The organism is Nocardia sp. CDC160, from assembly GCF_035818795.1.
Taxonomy (GTDB): Bacteria; Actinomycetota; Actinomycetes; order Mycobacteriales; family Mycobacteriaceae; genus Nocardia.
The window spans coordinates 86,947-102,193 of sequence record NZ_JAYKYT010000008.1 but is presented as its reverse complement, the minus strand read 5'-3'; the positions used below and the strand labels follow the sequence as shown (position 1 = coordinate 102,193).

Annotated in this window: 14 protein-coding genes; 9 read left to right on the top strand and 5 right to left on the bottom strand. The window is 68.1% G+C overall.

The genetic code is table 11. The features are described from left to right. The first annotated feature begins 37 nt into the window (after window positions 1-37). Entirely contained in the window at window positions 38-781 is a 744-nt protein-coding gene (locus VMT40_RS34830; protein ID WP_326363769.1) for an SDR family oxidoreductase, read from the top strand. 15 nt (window positions 782-796) lie between these two features. Here the strand turns inward: VMT40_RS34830 and VMT40_RS34825 are convergent, their stop codons facing one another. After that, window positions 797-1,288 (bottom strand): nitroreductase/quinone reductase family protein, encoded by a 492-nt coding sequence (locus VMT40_RS34825; RefSeq protein WP_326363768.1) that lies wholly within the window; start codon window positions 1,286-1,288, stop codon window positions 797-799. 121 nt (window positions 1,289-1,409) lie between these two features. Here VMT40_RS34825 and VMT40_RS34820 point away from each other — a divergent pair, with 121 nt between their 5' ends. Further along, entirely contained in the window at window positions 1,410-2,315 is a 906-nt protein-coding gene (locus tag VMT40_RS34820; protein WP_326363766.1) for an RNA polymerase sigma-70 factor, read from the top strand. On the opposite strand, the gene VMT40_RS34815 is transcribed toward VMT40_RS34820, so the two are convergent. Both VMT40_RS34815 and VMT40_RS34810 read right to left on the bottom strand, forming a co-directional pair. After that, on the bottom strand, window positions 2,316-3,092 hold the full coding sequence (locus VMT40_RS34815) for an isocitrate lyase/PEP mutase family protein (RefSeq protein ID WP_326363765.1): 777 nt from the start codon (window positions 3,090-3,092) through the stop codon (window positions 2,316-2,318). A 28-nt stretch (window positions 3,093-3,120) separates the two neighbouring features. Continuing rightward, entirely contained in the window at window positions 3,121-4,821 is a 1,701-nt protein-coding gene (locus tag VMT40_RS34810; RefSeq protein WP_442790112.1) for an LCP family glycopolymer transferase, read from the bottom strand. A gap of 88 nt (window positions 4,822-4,909) precedes the next feature. Here VMT40_RS34810 and argC point away from each other — a divergent pair, with 88 nt between their 5' ends. The 6 genes from argC to VMT40_RS34780 are packed head-to-tail and all read left to right on the top strand — an operon-like array spanning window position 4,910 to window position 10,739. Beyond that, window positions 4,910-5,983 (top strand): N-acetyl-gamma-glutamyl-phosphate reductase, encoded by a 1,074-nt coding sequence (argC, locus tag VMT40_RS34805; protein WP_326363762.1) that lies wholly within the window; start codon window positions 4,910-4,912, stop codon window positions 5,981-5,983. Beyond that, window positions 5,980-7,188 carry a bifunctional glutamate N-acetyltransferase/amino-acid acetyltransferase ArgJ gene (gene argJ, locus VMT40_RS34800; RefSeq protein WP_326363761.1) on the top strand — a complete coding sequence of 403 codons (1,209 nt, stop codon included), beginning with the start codon at window positions 5,980-5,982 and terminating at the stop codon, window positions 7,186-7,188. Before argC ends, argJ begins: the two co-directional genes overlap by 4 nt. Beyond that, complete coding sequence (gene argB, locus VMT40_RS34795) at window positions 7,185-8,084, top strand: acetylglutamate kinase (protein ID WP_326363760.1); 900 nt, start codon at window positions 7,185-7,187, stop codon at window positions 8,082-8,084. The genes argJ and argB overlap by 4 nt, the downstream gene beginning before the upstream one ends. Then, window positions 8,081-9,274: an acetylornithine transaminase gene (locus tag VMT40_RS34790; RefSeq protein ID WP_326363759.1), complete on the top strand. Its 1,194-nt coding sequence runs from the start codon at window positions 8,081-8,083 to the stop codon at window positions 9,272-9,274. The genes argB and VMT40_RS34790 overlap by 4 nt, the downstream gene beginning before the upstream one ends. Then, the gene (gene argF / locus VMT40_RS34785; RefSeq protein ID WP_326363758.1) at window positions 9,271-10,215 is read left to right on the top strand and encodes an ornithine carbamoyltransferase; all 945 of its coding nucleotides are present in this window, start codon (window positions 9,271-9,273) and stop codon (window positions 10,213-10,215) included. The genes VMT40_RS34790 and argF overlap by 4 nt, the downstream gene beginning before the upstream one ends. Next, complete coding sequence (locus tag VMT40_RS34780; RefSeq protein WP_326313379.1) at window positions 10,212-10,739, top strand: arginine repressor; 528 nt, start codon at window positions 10,212-10,214, stop codon at window positions 10,737-10,739. Before argF ends, VMT40_RS34780 begins: the two co-directional genes overlap by 4 nt. Window positions 10,740-11,798: 1,059 nt before the next feature. Here the strand turns inward: VMT40_RS34780 and VMT40_RS34775 are convergent. Together VMT40_RS34775 and VMT40_RS34770 are read right to left on the bottom strand one after the other, a co-directional pair. Further along, window positions 11,799-13,250: an HNH endonuclease signature motif containing protein gene (locus tag VMT40_RS34775; protein WP_326363757.1), complete on the bottom strand. Its 1,452-nt coding sequence runs from the start codon at window positions 13,248-13,250 to the stop codon at window positions 11,799-11,801. 122 nt (window positions 13,251-13,372) lie between these two features. After that, window positions 13,373-14,005, bottom strand: coding sequence for a TetR/AcrR family transcriptional regulator (locus VMT40_RS34770; RefSeq protein ID WP_326363755.1), 633 nt, complete (start codon window positions 14,003-14,005; stop codon window positions 13,373-13,375). A gap of 60 nt (window positions 14,006-14,065) precedes the next feature. On the opposite strand from VMT40_RS34770, the gene VMT40_RS34765 reads away from it, so the two are divergent. Continuing rightward, on the top strand, window positions 14,066-15,220 hold the full coding sequence (locus tag VMT40_RS34765; RefSeq protein WP_326363753.1) for a glycosyltransferase: 1,155 nt from the start codon (window positions 14,066-14,068) through the stop codon (window positions 15,218-15,220). Window positions 15,221-15,247: the final 27 nt, after the last annotated feature.

Sequence of the window (15,247 nt, the reverse complement as noted above, 5' to 3'; positions counted from 1 at the left end):
CGCGTCACGCGGCGTTGGGCCCGAGCATCTTGTGGGCATGACGAACACGGACAAGCAGACGGCACTGATCACCGGCGCGAACAAGGGGCTGGGCTTCGAGGCGGCTCGGAGCCTCGGCACGCAGGGGTGGACGATTTTCCTCGGATCCCGCGATATTCAGCGCGGACAGGCGGCCCTCGAGAAGCTGGCCGCCGAAGGTGTGGACGCGGTGCTGGTGCCGCTCGATGTGACCTCGGATGAGTCTGTGGCGGAAGCGGTTCGGCTGGTTCGCGCCCACACCGACCGGCTCGATGTGCTGGTGAACAATGCCGGTGCGCCCGGCCACGCCATCAACCCCGCCGACGCCACGGTCGACGAGATCCACGCGGTCTACGACACCAACGTCTACGGCCCGATTCGCGTGACCCACGCCTTCCTCCCGCTGCTGCGGGCGGCCGAGAATCCCCGGGTGGTCATGGTTTCCAGTGCGGTCGGCTCGTTCGCCGTCGTCAGCGACCCCGCTCAGGCCGCCTCGAAAATGCACGAACTCGCGTACAGCTCGTCGAAGGCCGCGCTCAATATGCTGACGGTCCGCTACGCCCAGGCGCTCCCGGACATCAAGTTCAATGCCATCACCCCGGGCGAGGTCGCCAATGGCAAGTTCGCGGCCACCGATATGAACGGCCACCGGGGACAGCTGACCGCGGCCGAGGGCGCGGAAGCCATCGTCCGCCTCGCCACGATCCCCGCCGACGGACCCACCGGCACCTTCACCGACCGCCTCGGGCCGGTCTCCTGGTGACCCGCGCGACGGCTGTCAGTCTCCCTTGCGGGTGAGGACGGCGATGGGGAAGCGGCGGGGGCTCAGTGCCCGGTAGGTGTCGAAATGCGCGTAGGCCGCGGTGAGTGTGCGCCAATGGGTTTCGTACTCGGCGTCGTCGGTGACGATCCGGACCGAGACCGGGAAGGTGTCGCGGCCCACGCGCACGGTGGCGGTGTCGACGGCGGCGAGGTTCTTCCACCAGTTGGGGGTGCCGGGGTTGCCGCCGTTGGAGCCGCAGACCAGCAGATCGTCGCCGGACCAGACCTGCATGAGCATGACCGGGCGCGGGACACCGGATTTGCGGCCGGGGACGATGAGTTCGAGGACCGGGTCGCCGAAGAGGGTGCCGAATCGGGTGCCGCCGAAGCGCTCGTAGAGGCGGCGGTGCACACGGCCGTAGAAGCGCGCGATCGGACCGAAGTAGGTGCTGGAGAAGTGATTGAATCGGCCCTGGAGGGTCAGCTTGCCGGAGGGGTTGTCGGGCATGGGATTTCCTCTGGTCGGGCGGGCGTCTCGCGGCTCACTGTACATGGTGTCCAGTGAGTGAATGTGGGGGCGGACCGGGGCGCGGTGCCGGGTTCGGGTGATTCGTGGTTAGGCTTCGACCATGACCGTGGGCACCGATTCCGGTCCGATGGGCGATGTGGACGCGTTCGACCGGCTGCGGCCGCTGCTGTTCACCATCGCCTACGAGATGCTCGGCAGCGCCGCCGATGCCGAGGATGTGTTGCAGGACAGCTATCTCCGCTGGCGCGACACCGACCCGACGCAGGTGCACAACGTCAAGGCGTATCTGACGCAGATCGTGACCAGGCAGTCGCTCAACCATCTGCGCACGGTGCGACGGCGGCGCGAGGAGTATGTGGGCAGCTGGCTGCCCGAACCGATTCGCACCGAGACCGACGCCAGTCACGATGTGCTGCTGGCGGAATCGGTGTCGATGGCCATGCTGCTGGTGCTCGAGACCCTCGGCCCGACCGAGCGCGCGGTCTTCGTGCTCTCGGAGGTGTTCGGGCACAGCCTGGTCGATATCGCGGCCATGCTCGGCAAATCCGATGCGACGGTGCGGCAGATCGCGCATCGGGCCCGCGCGCACGTCCAGGCGCGCAAGAAGCGCTTCGAACCCGATGCCGAGACCAGTCGCGCGGTCGTCGGAAAGTTCCTGCGGGCCGCGCAAACCGGCGATGTCCAGACCCTGATGGACGTGCTCGCGCCCGATATCGTGCAGATCTCCGACGGCGGCGGCAAGGTGAGCGCCGCGCGTCGCCCGGTGGTCGGCGCGGAGCGGGTCGCCGCCTACCTGATCGGGTTGGTGCGAAAGAGCCTGGGGGACATGACGATCGAATTCGGCACCTACAACGCACTGCCCGCGATCCTGCTGCGCGGCACGGACGGTGCGATCGACACCGTGGAGCTGATCGAGGTGGACGGGGACCGCATTGTCGGGTTGTACGCGGTCCGCAATCCCGACAAGCTGCGGACGGCCGGGCTGACCCGTGCCCTCGATCGGTGACTAGGGTTCCAGCAGCCGCTGAATCGTTGCGTAGCTGGGGATTTCACCGACAAGCTGATGCCCGTGGGTGACCGATTCCGCGGTGTGCACGGCGGCGGCCAGGGCCGCGCGGTAGAGCAATGAGCCGGTGCTGACCCGCCGCACGCCCAGCTCGGCGAGTTCGGCCACGGTCGGGCCGGTGGGGGAGAACAGCACGTTCAGCGGTGCGGTCAGGGCGTTGGTGAGCGCGCGAATCCGGTCCGGATCGGTCACGCCAGGCACGAAAATGCCGTCCGCGCCGCACTTCTCGTAGTGCAGGACCCGATCGAGCGTCGAGTCGGTGTCGATGCCCAGCCAGTACGTATCGGTTCGGGCATTGAGGAAAAGCTCCGGCACCCGCGACTTCACGGCGGCGATCACCTCGCCGTGGCTGTCCGGTTCGGCCAGCTTCGCATTGGATCGGCTGTCCTCCAGGTTGATTCCCGCGATACCCGCGGCGGCGAGCTCGGCGCAGAACTCCGCGACCTCGCCCGGATCGGTGCTGAAGCCGCCCTCGATATCGACCGTCACCGGAATCGACAATCGGCCCAATCGTTGTGCCAGCGACAGGGTTTCGTCCCGTGTGGCCGCCGTGCCGTCGGGCAGACCGGCTGCCGCGGCCACGCCCAGACTGGTGGTGCCCACGGCCGGGAATCCGGCCTCGGCGAGCATGGCCGCGGACCCGAAGTCCCAGGCGTTCGGCAGCAACAGCGGCTTGTCGCCGTCATGAAGAGCGCGGAGCACCTCGAATTTCGTCATCGCACACTCCGCTCTCGTCGACCGCGGGTCAGTTCACACAGGGAATCTTCGAACCGATCGTAGTGGTCACGGGTTTACCCGAATCCGGTGCGTCCGAGCTGGCCGCGTCGGAGGTGGCGGCGGAGGTCGAGGACCCGCCCGCGGTGGTGGTCGGGGTGGTGGTGGCCGCCGTCGGATCGAGGATGGAAATGTCGAGATCGCTTCCCACGACCAGTTTCACGTGTCCCGAGGACAGCTGCGTGGACGGGCTCACCGGGATGCCACCCAGCATTTCCGAGAGCTGCTTGGCATCGGTGTCGGCACCGGTCCCGTAGTAGATGGTCGAGGTGGTGCCGTCCGCGTAGGTGGCATTGGCGACATCGCCCTGCGGGAAGCCCTTGGCCGCCAACAGCTTCGACACCCTCGCGGCCTGACCCGGGGTGCCGCTGGCATTCGCCACGTCCAGGGTCGAGGTCGGCGTGGTGGTCGGGGCGCTGGGCGCGGCCGGGGTGGAGACGCCGAACGCCTCGCGCACCGTCTTCTTGATGGCCACCGGATCGATGATGTTCACGTCCTGGCCGTCGATATTGTCGTAGCGCAGCACCGGCAGGGTCCGGAACTCCACGGTCGGGGATTCCGCGCGGCCCAGCGTGGTGGCGAAATCGGTGAGGCTCCAACCGTCGGAGAGCACCACGTCCTTGTGCGCCACATCCATCAGCTGCTTGAGCCGCACCGGATTGCCCAGGGTGCCCGAGCTCTTCATGGAATTGGCGACCGAGGTGAGGAACGCCTGCTGCCGGTGGGTGCGGTCCAGGTCGCCGTTCTCGAGGCCGTGGCGCTGCCGCACGAAGGCCAGCGCGTCGGAGCCGTCCAGATGCTGCGGTCCGGCGGGGAACTGCGCGCCGGAGTAGTAGCTGTCGTCCACGGCGTGATTGAGGCACACGTCGACGCCGCCCAGCGCGGTCGCCAGATCGTAGAAGCCCGCGAGGGAGATCTCCGCGAACCGGTTGATGGGCACACCGGTGAGCGCCTTCACGGTCTGAACGATGCTGGCGCGCCCCGCCTCCCGGCCCTGGCGCTCCAGGTCCGGGCCCTCGGCCATGCCCTTGGCCTTGAGCTTCTGCTCGACGTCGTACTTCTTGAGGCCGTACGACTCCTTGATCTTGGCGTGGTCGTAGCCGGGGATGCCCTGTACGGGCACGTAGTCGTCGCGCGGAATCGAGAACGCGACAATGTGCTTCAGATCCTTCGGAATGTGCACCAGGATGAGCGAATTGGCGTTGTAGCCGCCCTCCGAGCCGTCACCGGCGTGCAACTGGTCCAGGATCTCCTTGGGAAGGTCGTTGCCGTTCAGGTCTTTTCGGGTGTCCAGGCCGATGAGCAGCATATTGATATCGCCGTCGAGGTTCACGTCCTCCGGCGAGATCGCGCCCGAACGCACGAAGCCCTGATCGAAATCCATGCGGCCGTACCAGACGGCGCCTGTAATACCCATCACAGCGGCGGCCACCAGCGCGGTGATGCCGCGTCCGGCGAGGCGCAGTTTCTTGTCGCGGGCCCGCTGGGCGGGTGTGCGCTCGGCGCTCTCGCGGGGGGATTCGGCACGGCGCTTGCCTGCCCTCCGACGGTTCGAGGTCGGTTCCGCCCGCCGGGACCGGCGAGGAGTCTGGGTGGGCGTCTCCGGTGCCCGGCGGCTGCGGCCCTTTTCTGGACCGACGACCGGCAGCGGTTGGGTGGCGTCGTCGTACATGGCGCTGTCGAGTGTGCCGTAAGCGGCGCTCGCTGTCAGATTCTCGCCCGGTTGTGAATGAGCTTGCACGCTCGTGCATAATCATCACATGGCGGATGTCTCGAACGGGCCCCTGCGGGTCGCGGTTGCTGGTGCGAGCGGGTATGCGGGCGGTGAAGTGCTGCGCCTGCTGCTAGGGCACCCAGCCTACCGAAGCGGGCGCCTCGAGATCGGGGCGCTGACCGCGGGGTCCAATGCCGGTACCACCCTGGGTGAGCTGCAGCCGCATCTGCTGCCGCTGGCCGATCGGGTGCTCGAGCCCACCACCGTCGAGGTGCTGGCCGGTCACGACGTGGTGTTCCTGGGGCTGCCGCACGGGCAGTCCGCGGCGATCGCCACCGCGTTGCCGGAGTCCACGATCATCATCGACTGCGGGGCCGATTTCCGGCTCACCGACGCCGCGGCGTGGGAGAAGTATTACGGCACCGCGCACGCGGGCAGCTGGCCCTACGGGCTGCCCGAGCTACCCGGCGGGCGCGAGCGGCTGCGCGGGGCGACCCGGATCGCCGTGCCCGGTTGCTATCCGACCGTGTCGAGTCTGGCGCTGGCCCCGGCCGTCGCGGCCGGGATCATCGAGCCGCGGGTGAATGTGGTTGCGGTGAGCGGCACCTCGGGGGCTGGACGCAAGCTCGATGTGGGGCTGCTGGGCTCGGAGGTGATGGGCTCGCTGCGCGCGTACGGCATCGCCGGTGCGCACCGGCACACGCCGGAGATCGCGCAGAACCTGAAGGCGGCGGCGCTTTTCGGGGGCACAGTTGGTGTGGACGTGAGTGTTTCGTTCACCCCGGTGCTGGCTCCGCTGCCGCGCGGCATTCTCGCCACCTGCACCGCCCCGACCACCGTGGACGCCGCGCAGGCCCGCGCCGTCTACGAGAAGGCCTATGCCGAGGAGCCTTTCGTGCACCTGCTGCCCGAAGGCGTTCTGCCGCAGACCGGTTCGGTGCTCGGTTCCAATGCCGTCACCCTGCAGGTGACCGTGGACACCGACGCCGGGCTGCTGGTGGTCATCGGCGCGATCGACAACTTGACCAAGGGCACCGCGGGCGCCGCGGTGCAATCGATGAATCTGGCTCTCGGAATCGACGAGACCGCAGGACTTTCCACCGTAGGAGTGGCACCGTGACGATCGACAACGGCAAGCTGGTGCGGACCCAGGGCGTCACCGCACCGTTGGGTTTCCGGGCCGCGGGCATCGCGGCGGGCATCAAGAAGACCGGTAAGCCGGACCTGGCGCTGGTGTTCAACGAGGGGCCCGACTACGCGGCGGCGGGCGTGTTCACCCGCAACAAGGTCAAGGCCGCGCCCGTGCTGTGGTCGCAGCAGGTGCTCACCGGCGGGCACCTGCGCGCGGTCATCCTGAATTCCGGTGGCGCGAACGCGTGTACCGGCCCGGGCGGCTTCCAGGACACCCACGCCACCGCCGAGGAGCTGGCGAAGGCGTTGAGCAACTGGGGAACCGAGACCGGCGCGGGCGAGATCGCCGTCTGCTCCACGGGTTTGATCGGTGACCGGCTGCCGATGGACAAGCTGATCCCGGCCGTCACCGAGATCGTCCACGAGATGGGCGGCGGGCTGTCGGGCGGCGCGGAGGCGGCGCGCGCCATCATGACCACCGACACCGTGCCGAAAGAGGCTGCCTTCCACCACAATGACAAGTGGAACGTGGGCGGCATGGCCAAGGGCGCGGGCATGCTCGCGCCGTCGCTGGCCACCATGCTGGTCGTGCTGACCACCGATGCGGTGGCGACGCCCGCGCAGCTGGACGAGGCGCTGCGCAAGGCCACCGGCTACACCTTCGACCGGCTCGACGTGGACGGCTCCTGCTCGACCAATGACACCGTGCTCCTCCTGGCCAACGGCGCGAGCGGGGTCACGCCGTCGCAGGAGGAGCTCGACGCCGCGGTGCTGGCGGTCTGCGACGATCTGGCCGAGCAGCTCATGTCCGACGCCGAGGGTGTCACCAAGCGCGTGCACATCACCGTGAAAGGCGCGGTGAGCGAAGAGGAGGCGCTCGTCGCGGCCCGCGCGGTCGCCCGGGACAGCCTGGTCAAGTGCGCGTTCTTCGGCTCCGACCCGAACTGGGGCCGGGTGCTCGCCGCGCTCGGTATCGCGCCGATCTCCCTGGAGCCGGACCTGGTTTCGGTGTCGTTCAATGGAAGTCCGGTGTGCGTCAACGGGTTCGGCGCGCCGGGCGCGCGTGAGGTGGACCTGTCCGGCGCGGACATCCACGTGGTGGCCGATCTCGGCCTGGGCGACGGTGAGGCCACCGTCCGCACCACCGACCTCTCGCACGGCTACGTCGAAGAGAACTCGGCCTACAGCTCATGAACGATGTGGTGAAACAGCTTTCGGCCCTCGACAAGGCGCACGTCCTCGCCGACGCGCTGCCGTGGCTGCAGAAGTTCCGCGACAAGATCGTGGTCGTCAAGTACGGCGGCAACGCCATGATCGACGACGAGCTCAAGCGCGCCTTCGCGGCCGATATGGCGTTCCTGCGCACCGTCGGCGTGCACCCGGTCGTGGTGCACGGCGGTGGGCCGCAGATCAGCGCCATGCTGAAGAAGCTCGGCATGACCGGCGAATTCCGCGGCGGCTTCCGGGTCACCACGCCTGAGGTCATGGACGTCGTGCGCATGGTGCTGTTCGGGCAGGTGGGCCGGGAACTGGTGGGGCTCATCAACGCTCACGGTCCGTACGCGGTCGGCATCTCCGGTGAGGACGCGCACCTGTTCACCGCCACCCGCCGGACCGTGCAGGTCGACGGGGAGGCCACCGATATCGGCCTGGTCGGCGACGTGACCTCGGTGGAACCGTCCGCCGTGCTGGATCTGATCGCGGCGGGCCGGATTCCGGTGGTGTCCACCATCGCCCCCGACGCGGACGGCGTGGTGCACAACATCAATGCCGATACCGCGGCGGCCGCGCTGGCCGAGGGCATCGGCGCGGAGAAATTGGTCATTCTCACCGATGTCGAGGGCCTGTACACCGATTGGCCCGACCGGTCGTCGCTGACCACCCGCATCGACACCGACGAACTCGCCAAGTTGCTGCCGCGGCTGGACGAGGGCATGGTGCCCAAGATGGAAGCCTGCCTGCGGGCCGTCGAGGGCGGCGTCCCGACCGCGCACGTCATCGACGGGCGGGTCGCGCATTCGGTCCTGCTGGAACTGTTCACCGGGGAGGGCATCGGCACGATGGTCACCCCAGTACAGGAGATCTCATGAGTACTGCCGACATTCAGCAGCGGTGGAACACCGCCCTGATGAACAACTACGGCACCCCCAAGGTGGCGCTGGTGCGCGGCGCGGGCGCGGTGGTCTACGACGCCGACGGCAAGCGGTACCTGGACTTCCTGGGCGGCATCGCGGTCAACAGCCTCGGGCACGCGCATCCGGCGATCCTCGAGGCGGTGACCCAGCAACTGGGCACGCTGGGCCACGTGTCGAATCTGTTCGCGTCCGAACCGGTCATCGAGCTGGCGGAGCGCTTGCTCGCCCACTTCGGTGACGGGCACGGCAAGGCCTTCTTCTGCAATTCCGGCACCGAGGCCAACGAGGCCGCGTTCAAGATGGCGCGGCTGACCGGACGCACCAAGATCGTCGCCTGCGAGGAGGCGTTCCACGGGCGGACCATGGGCGCGCTGGCCTTGACGGGTCAGCCGTCCAAGCGGGCCCCGTTCGAGCCCATGCCCGCGGGCGTCGTGCACGTGCCCTACGGCGACGCCATGGCGCTGGCCGCCGCGGTCGACAAGGACACCGCCGCGGTGTTCCTCGAACCCATCATGGGGGAGAGCGGCGTCGTGGTGCCACCGGCCGACTACCTGGCCAAGGCCCGCGCCATCACCAAAGACCAAGGCGCGCTGCTGATCCTGGACGAGGTGCAGACCGGTATCGGCCGGACCGGCGCGTTCTACGCGCATCAGGCGGCGGGCATCGTGCCCGATGTCATCACCCTGGCCAAGGGCCTCGGCGGCGGCCTACCCATCGGTGCCGTGCTGGCCCAGGGCGCGGCGGCGGATCTGCTGCAGCCCGGCATGCACGGCACCACCTTCGGCGGCAATCCCGTCTGCGCCGCCGCGGCGTTGGCCGTGCTGCGCACCATCGACGAGGAAGGGCTGCTCTCGCATGTGGAGACGGTCGGCAAGATCCTCATCGACGGCATCGAGCACCTCGATCACCCGCTGATCGATCACGTCCGGGGTGCGGGTCTGCTCATCGGCATCCAGCTCACCGCCGACGTCGCGCCCCAGGTGGACGCGGCCGCCCGGGAAGCGGGCTACCTGGTGAATCCCTGCAAGCCCAACGTGATTCGACTCGCGCCGCCACTGGTTCTCACCGAGACTCAGGCCGAGAACTTCCTGTCCGACCTGCCCGGCATCCTGGATGCCGCCCAGGCCACCGAGGAGACCAAGTGACCATCCGGCATTTCCTGCGTGACGACGACGTCAGCCCCGCCGAACAGGCCGAAATCCTGGCCCTCGCCGCCGAATTGAAGGCCGCCCCCCAGTCTCGGCGGCCCCTGGAAGGGCCGCGCGGTGTCGCGGTCATGTTCGAGAAGAACTCCACGCGGACGCGCTTCTCCTTCGAGATGGGCATCGCCCAGCTCGGCGGGCACGCGGTCGTGGTGGACGGGCGCGACACCCAGCTGGGGCGCGAGGAGACCCTCGCCGACACCGGGCGGGTCCTGTCGCGGTACGTGGACGCCATTGTGTGGCGGACCTTCGAGCAGACCCGACTCGACGAGATGGCCGGTGCCGCAACGGTTCCCGTGGTGAACGCACTGTCCAACGAGTTCCACCCGTGCCAGGTGCTGGCGGATCTGCAGACGCTCAAGGAGCGCAAGGGCTCCGACCTGACCGGTCGCAATCTGACGTATCTCGGTGACGGCGCGAACAATATGGCGCACTCGCTCATGCTCGGCGGCGTGACCGCGGGCATGAACGTCACCATCGCCGCCCCCGAGGGCTTCGAGCCGTTCGGTTGGATCGTGGACGCCGCGCAGAAGCGCGCCGCCGAAACCGGTGCGCGCATTGTGATCACGAACGACCCGCAGGCCGCCGCCGAGGGCGCGGACGCGCTGGTCACCGACGCCTGGACCTCCATGGGCCAGGAGAACGACGGCCGCGACCGCGTGGCCCCCTTCCGCCCGTTCCAGGTGAACGCCGACCTGCTGTCGCGGGCCGCCGCGGATGTGACCGTGCTGCACTGCCTTCCGGCGCACCGCGGGGAGGAGATCACCGACGAGGTGCTCGACGGCCCGCACAGCGCGGTCTGGGACGAGGCCGAGAACCGTTTGCACGCGCAGAAGGCGCTACTGGTGTGGCTGCTCGAACGCTTCGAGCGAGGTGAGAGGTGAGTAGCGGCGAACGTCGCTCACCCGCCCCGTCCGGCAAGTCGGGTGCGGCCATCGCCCGCACCCGCGCCGGACGGCAGGCCCGCATTGTCGCGATCCTGTCCCAGCACGAGGTCCGCAGCCAATCCGAACTGGCCGTACTGCTTTCGGCCGAGGGCATCGAGACCACGCAGGCCACCCTGTCACGTGACCTCGACGAACTCGGCGCGGTGAAACTGCGCGCGGCCGACGGCGGCGCGGGCGTCTACGTCGTCCCCGAGGACGGCAGCCCCGTGCGCGGCGTCACCGGCGGCACAGAGCGACTCTCGAAACTGCTCGGCGACCTGCTGGTCTCCACCGACGCCAGCGGCAATATCGCAGTCCTGCGAACTCCACCCGGCGCCGCGCACTTCCTGGCCAGCGCCCTCGACCGCGCCGCCCTGCCCGAGATCGTGGGCACCATCGCCGGTGACGACACCATCGCCGTCATCGCCCGCGAGCCCATGACCGGCGCGGAACTGGCCGCCAAGATCGAACAGCTGGCCTGAATCGGACTGTGCCGCAGGATAATTGCGGCACCGTTCGCCGTACGGGCGCGTACGCTCGGAGAGATACAGCATCCCCGAGCGAGGAACGCACATGTGCGAAGGCTATGGACTGATCGCATCCTTCGAAACCGGGACAGCGCACCGCCCCCAAGTCCCCGACCTAGTCCAGCCCAGCCTCGCCCTGACCGACGATGGGCTCTGGGTGGTTCTGGCGCACAAGGTGGCTCATCGCATCGAGGGGGAGCTGTTCGTGCCAGCGACCGGCGGCACGCCCTACCCGGTCGACGCCGTGGCCGAATGTCGGCGGGGTCGCAGCCATGCGGTTCCGGATCCGGACTGCTCCTGCGGCTTCCACGCCGTTTCCGAATCGGCACCCAATCCATATGGTGGTCGGTTCACCGTTCTCGAGGTGGCGTTGTCCGGGCGGATTCTCGCCTCGCATTGGATGCAGGGTGGGGTGTTGTTCCGGGCGGAACGGCAGACGGTGCTCAGTTGGTCGGATGCTACGGTGCCGCAACCCATTCGGGTTCCGGATTATCCGCCTCACACTCCGCCTACTGAACCCGGTGGGCGCACCGCTCGTTTGCGGCGTCCCTATCCTCGGGATCTCGATAGTGTTGGGCTGCGGCTCCCGGAGAGTCCGCCGCCGTTCGTTCGCATCGCCGACGATGCGGGTTACTGCATTGGGCTCAAAGACAAAAGAACAAAAGATCAAAAGATGCCTGGAGGAGGGGGAGGGGCTGGCTGGGTTGGGCAGCTCGGTTGCGGTTCCAGCCTCCTCGGGGATTGGGCCGCCACGACATCCCGGCGTGAGGTTGGGTTGGTTGGTCTTTAGAACGTAATGCGTGCAGTCCGGGGGCTGGGATCGGCGGGTGCGGCACTCGGGTCGCGTCAGCTCAGGTCCGGTAGGTCCGGCGACGCAACCACACTTCCGGTACATGCCATCTTGGGGCAATCCCGTTGTGGGGCATGAGCCTTGGTTGTCTTCGCTCGGGTTACCTGGCCTCGGGCATCTGAATCACATGTTGGGCGGGCGCGGGCACGCGCGAACCCGGCGGGTTATGCGGCCCGCGCGCCCCAGTGCTGGCAACTGACTTCGATATCGGTGGCGATTTGCCCTGCGAGGTGGTGTTTCTCGTTGACCCGGGGTGTGCCGGTCGGATCGAGGGATTTGGGGGCGATCCATCCCACGCGTCCGCGATGCGGGGAGTCTTTACCCAACATGACTGTCTTCCAGCCGTGTTCGCTGTCGTTGACCATGGCGTGGTGGTGGTCGCACACGAGGGCGAGATTGGTCAGGTCGGTGGGTCCGCCCTTGGCCCAGTCGATCACATGGTGGGCGGCGCACATGGTGGGTGGGACGTCGCAGCCCGGGTGGGTGCAGCCCTTGTCGCGGGCGATCAGCGCCAGCCGTTGGCCGGGGGTGGCGATCCGTTCGCCGTAGCCCAGGTAGAGCGGAATCCCGTGGTCGTCGAGGACCGCGAGCACCGGGCGGGTGCCGGAGGCCATCTTCAGTGCTTCGTTGATGGACATGTGGGTGCCCGAGGCGGTGGTGGCGATGCCGGTGCCGCGCTCGAGGTCGGTGAGCGCCATGGTCAACGTGACCTGGACGGGCATGCCGCGGTGGGAGCCGAGCTTGCTCATGTCCACACCGGGCTGCAGCAGCGCAACCAAGGCGTCGTGGGTGCGCTGGCTCTGGTCGCGGCGGTCACGACGCGCGGCGGCGTCCAACACCGAGGACTCGATCACGGCGTCCTTGGTGGTGAGGGGTGTTTCGTCTTCGAGGTTGCACATACCGGGTCGGGCGAACTTGGCCATCACCGCATCCCAGAGTGCGCGCAGTTCGGGGGTCATCCAGCCTTCGATGTGGCTCATCCCGTCCACGCCGGGACGGCCCACGATGATGCCGCGGCGACGGCGGCGATCGGCGTCGTTGATGACGGTGCCGTCCGGGTCGAGGCGGGCGAGGATCTCGCGCCCGATCTTCGGGAGGTCGTCGGGGAACAGGCCTTCGGCGGACTTCTCCACCAGGAGCTGCTCGGTCTGCGCGCGTGCTTCGGTGGGGATGTCGGTGGGCAGATGGGTCATGATGGTGACGATGTGGCGGACATGGTCCCGCGAAATTGCCCCGGCCGCATAGGCGTCGGCGGCGATCGCCAGGTTCGCCGGGCGCAGATGCCCGGTCGGCTCCCGGAATTCCCCGCACTCGTGGGTGATCTTCACCCGCACCGACGCGTCGTGGGCGGACAAGCCCAGGGTGTGGCGCAGAAACGGAATCAGCTTGCCCGCACCACTTTCCTCGGGCAGCGCGCGTTCGTGGGCTTCGATGATCAGCTTCGAATCCAGCGCCGACAGTCGACGAATGTAGGTTTCCAGCTGCTGCATCAAGGCCACGACCTCGGTATTGGAGAACTCGAGGCGACCATGCAGGACCGAATTCGACACGGTTTCGACCGCGGCCCCCAGTTCGGAGATCCCGCAGTTGTCGAATGTCACCCCCATCGAATCCATGTTCTAATTCTACCGCCGAATTGATCTCGGCGATAGTCGAATTCCATTGTTATATACGGCTTTTCAGAATTTCCGCAGTGCCAGAAATTTGGCCAACAAGGCGGCCAGTTGGATTTGCTCCACTAGGGCTTCGAAAGCAGTGCTGTCGCCAGCGTTTCGGCGACGAAACGTTCGGCGTCGGCACCGGACCAGCCCCGGTCGACCAGTAGTGAGCGATACACGTCGTAGGTGGTGAGGGCGTACATAATGTCGGCGGCGCGCTCGGGCGACAGGCCGGGTTTGAGTGCGCCCTTGGCCGCGAGTTCCGGGGTGATGTGGCGGGGGCCGTCGTATCGGCCCTGTTCGGCTGCGGTCAGGAAGGCGCTCACCTCGGGGTCGACCGCGGCGGTGACCCGCATGATGTCGAGCAGGCCCAGATAGCGTTCGGCGACCGTGCGCATGTGCGCGGCGTACAGCGCGAGCTGGCGGGCCGGATCGGGTTCGGCGAAAAGCTCACGGACCCAGGCACGTTCGGGCGGGGGTGTCGAGGCCTCCTCCTCGGGTCCGGCGACGAGGACCGCCGCGGTCTCCGCGAGCACGCCGACCTTGGTGCCGAACGCCTGATAGATGGTCTGCACGTGTACCCCGGCGGCATCCGCGATGGCCTGCAGGGTGGTCGCCGCGTAGCCGCGTTCGGCGAATAGGGTGGCCGCGGCCTCGGCGACCTTGCGTTTCGTCGCCTGTCGGCGGCGGGTGCGATTGTCTGCGGTTGACATGCTGCCCATCGTATCTATAGTTCACTATATAGTGCGCTATAGCGATGGGAGGATCGGGCTATGCGCGTACTGATCTCGACAACCCCGATGGAGGGCGTGTTCGCGCCGGTGGCTCCGCTGGCGCGGGAGTTGCTGGCGCAGGGGCATGAGGTGTTGGTCGCGACCGCGCCACAGCTGATGCGGCGGGTCGGCGAGGCCGGGCTGGCGGTGGTGGCGGCCGGACCCGATGCGCCGGAAGCGGCCGCCGAGGCGGTCACCCTGCCGGAATTCGCTGCGGGGCAACAACCCTGGCGCATCGGTGCCGTGATGTTCAGCCGGGTCATGGCACCCCGGAAGACGACCGACCTGCTGGAGATCGTCGAGGAGTTCGAGCCGCACGTGATCCTGCACGCGCCCGTCGATCTGGCCGCGCCGCTGGTGGCGATGGTCTGCAAGATTCCGTCCCTCACCTACGGGACGGGTCTGATGCTGGAGCCGGAGCTTATCGCGGCGATGGCCGAATGGGTTGCGCCGCTCTGGGATTCATTCGGCATCGAACCCGATGCGCACGCCGGGCTCTATCGCTACGGCTACCTCGATCCCGTCCCGGCCAGCCTGCAGCCCGACCTCGGTCCCGCGGCCGATATCGCGCAGCCGATCCGGCCCGCGGTGTCCGGCAGCGTGGACGACGAACTCCCCGAGGCGATTCAGCGGATGGGCCGCAGGCCGTTGGTGTATGTGTCGCTGGGCACCGTTCCGATCTTCAACCAGCCCACCGCCTTCGGGCCTCTGCTGGCGGGATTGGCCGATCTGGATATCGATGTCGTCGCCACGGTCGGCACCGAGACCGCGCCGTCGGATCTCGGGCCGGTGCCCGCCAATGTCCATGTGGCGCAGTGGCTGTCGTTGGCCGCCCTGCTGCCGCACTGTGATGCGGTACTCTGCCACGCCGGTGCGGGTACGACGCTCGCCGCACTGTCACACGGGATCCCGCTGGTGCTGTCCCCGCGCGGCGCGGACCAGTTCCCCACCGCGAGCGCGTGTGCCGCAGCCGGAGTGGCGCGGGTGCTGCCACCCGATCGGGTGACTCCCGACACCGTGCGTGGCGCGATGGAGTCGGTGCTCACCGAGACGTCCTATCGTGAGGCCGCCGAACGCCTATGTGCCGAGATCTCCGAGCGACCCTCGGCGGCGGCAGTTGCGGCCGAACTGCCGCGCTTTGCTCGCCAGGCGTGACCCGGCACGGGTGGGCAACCATCGTCG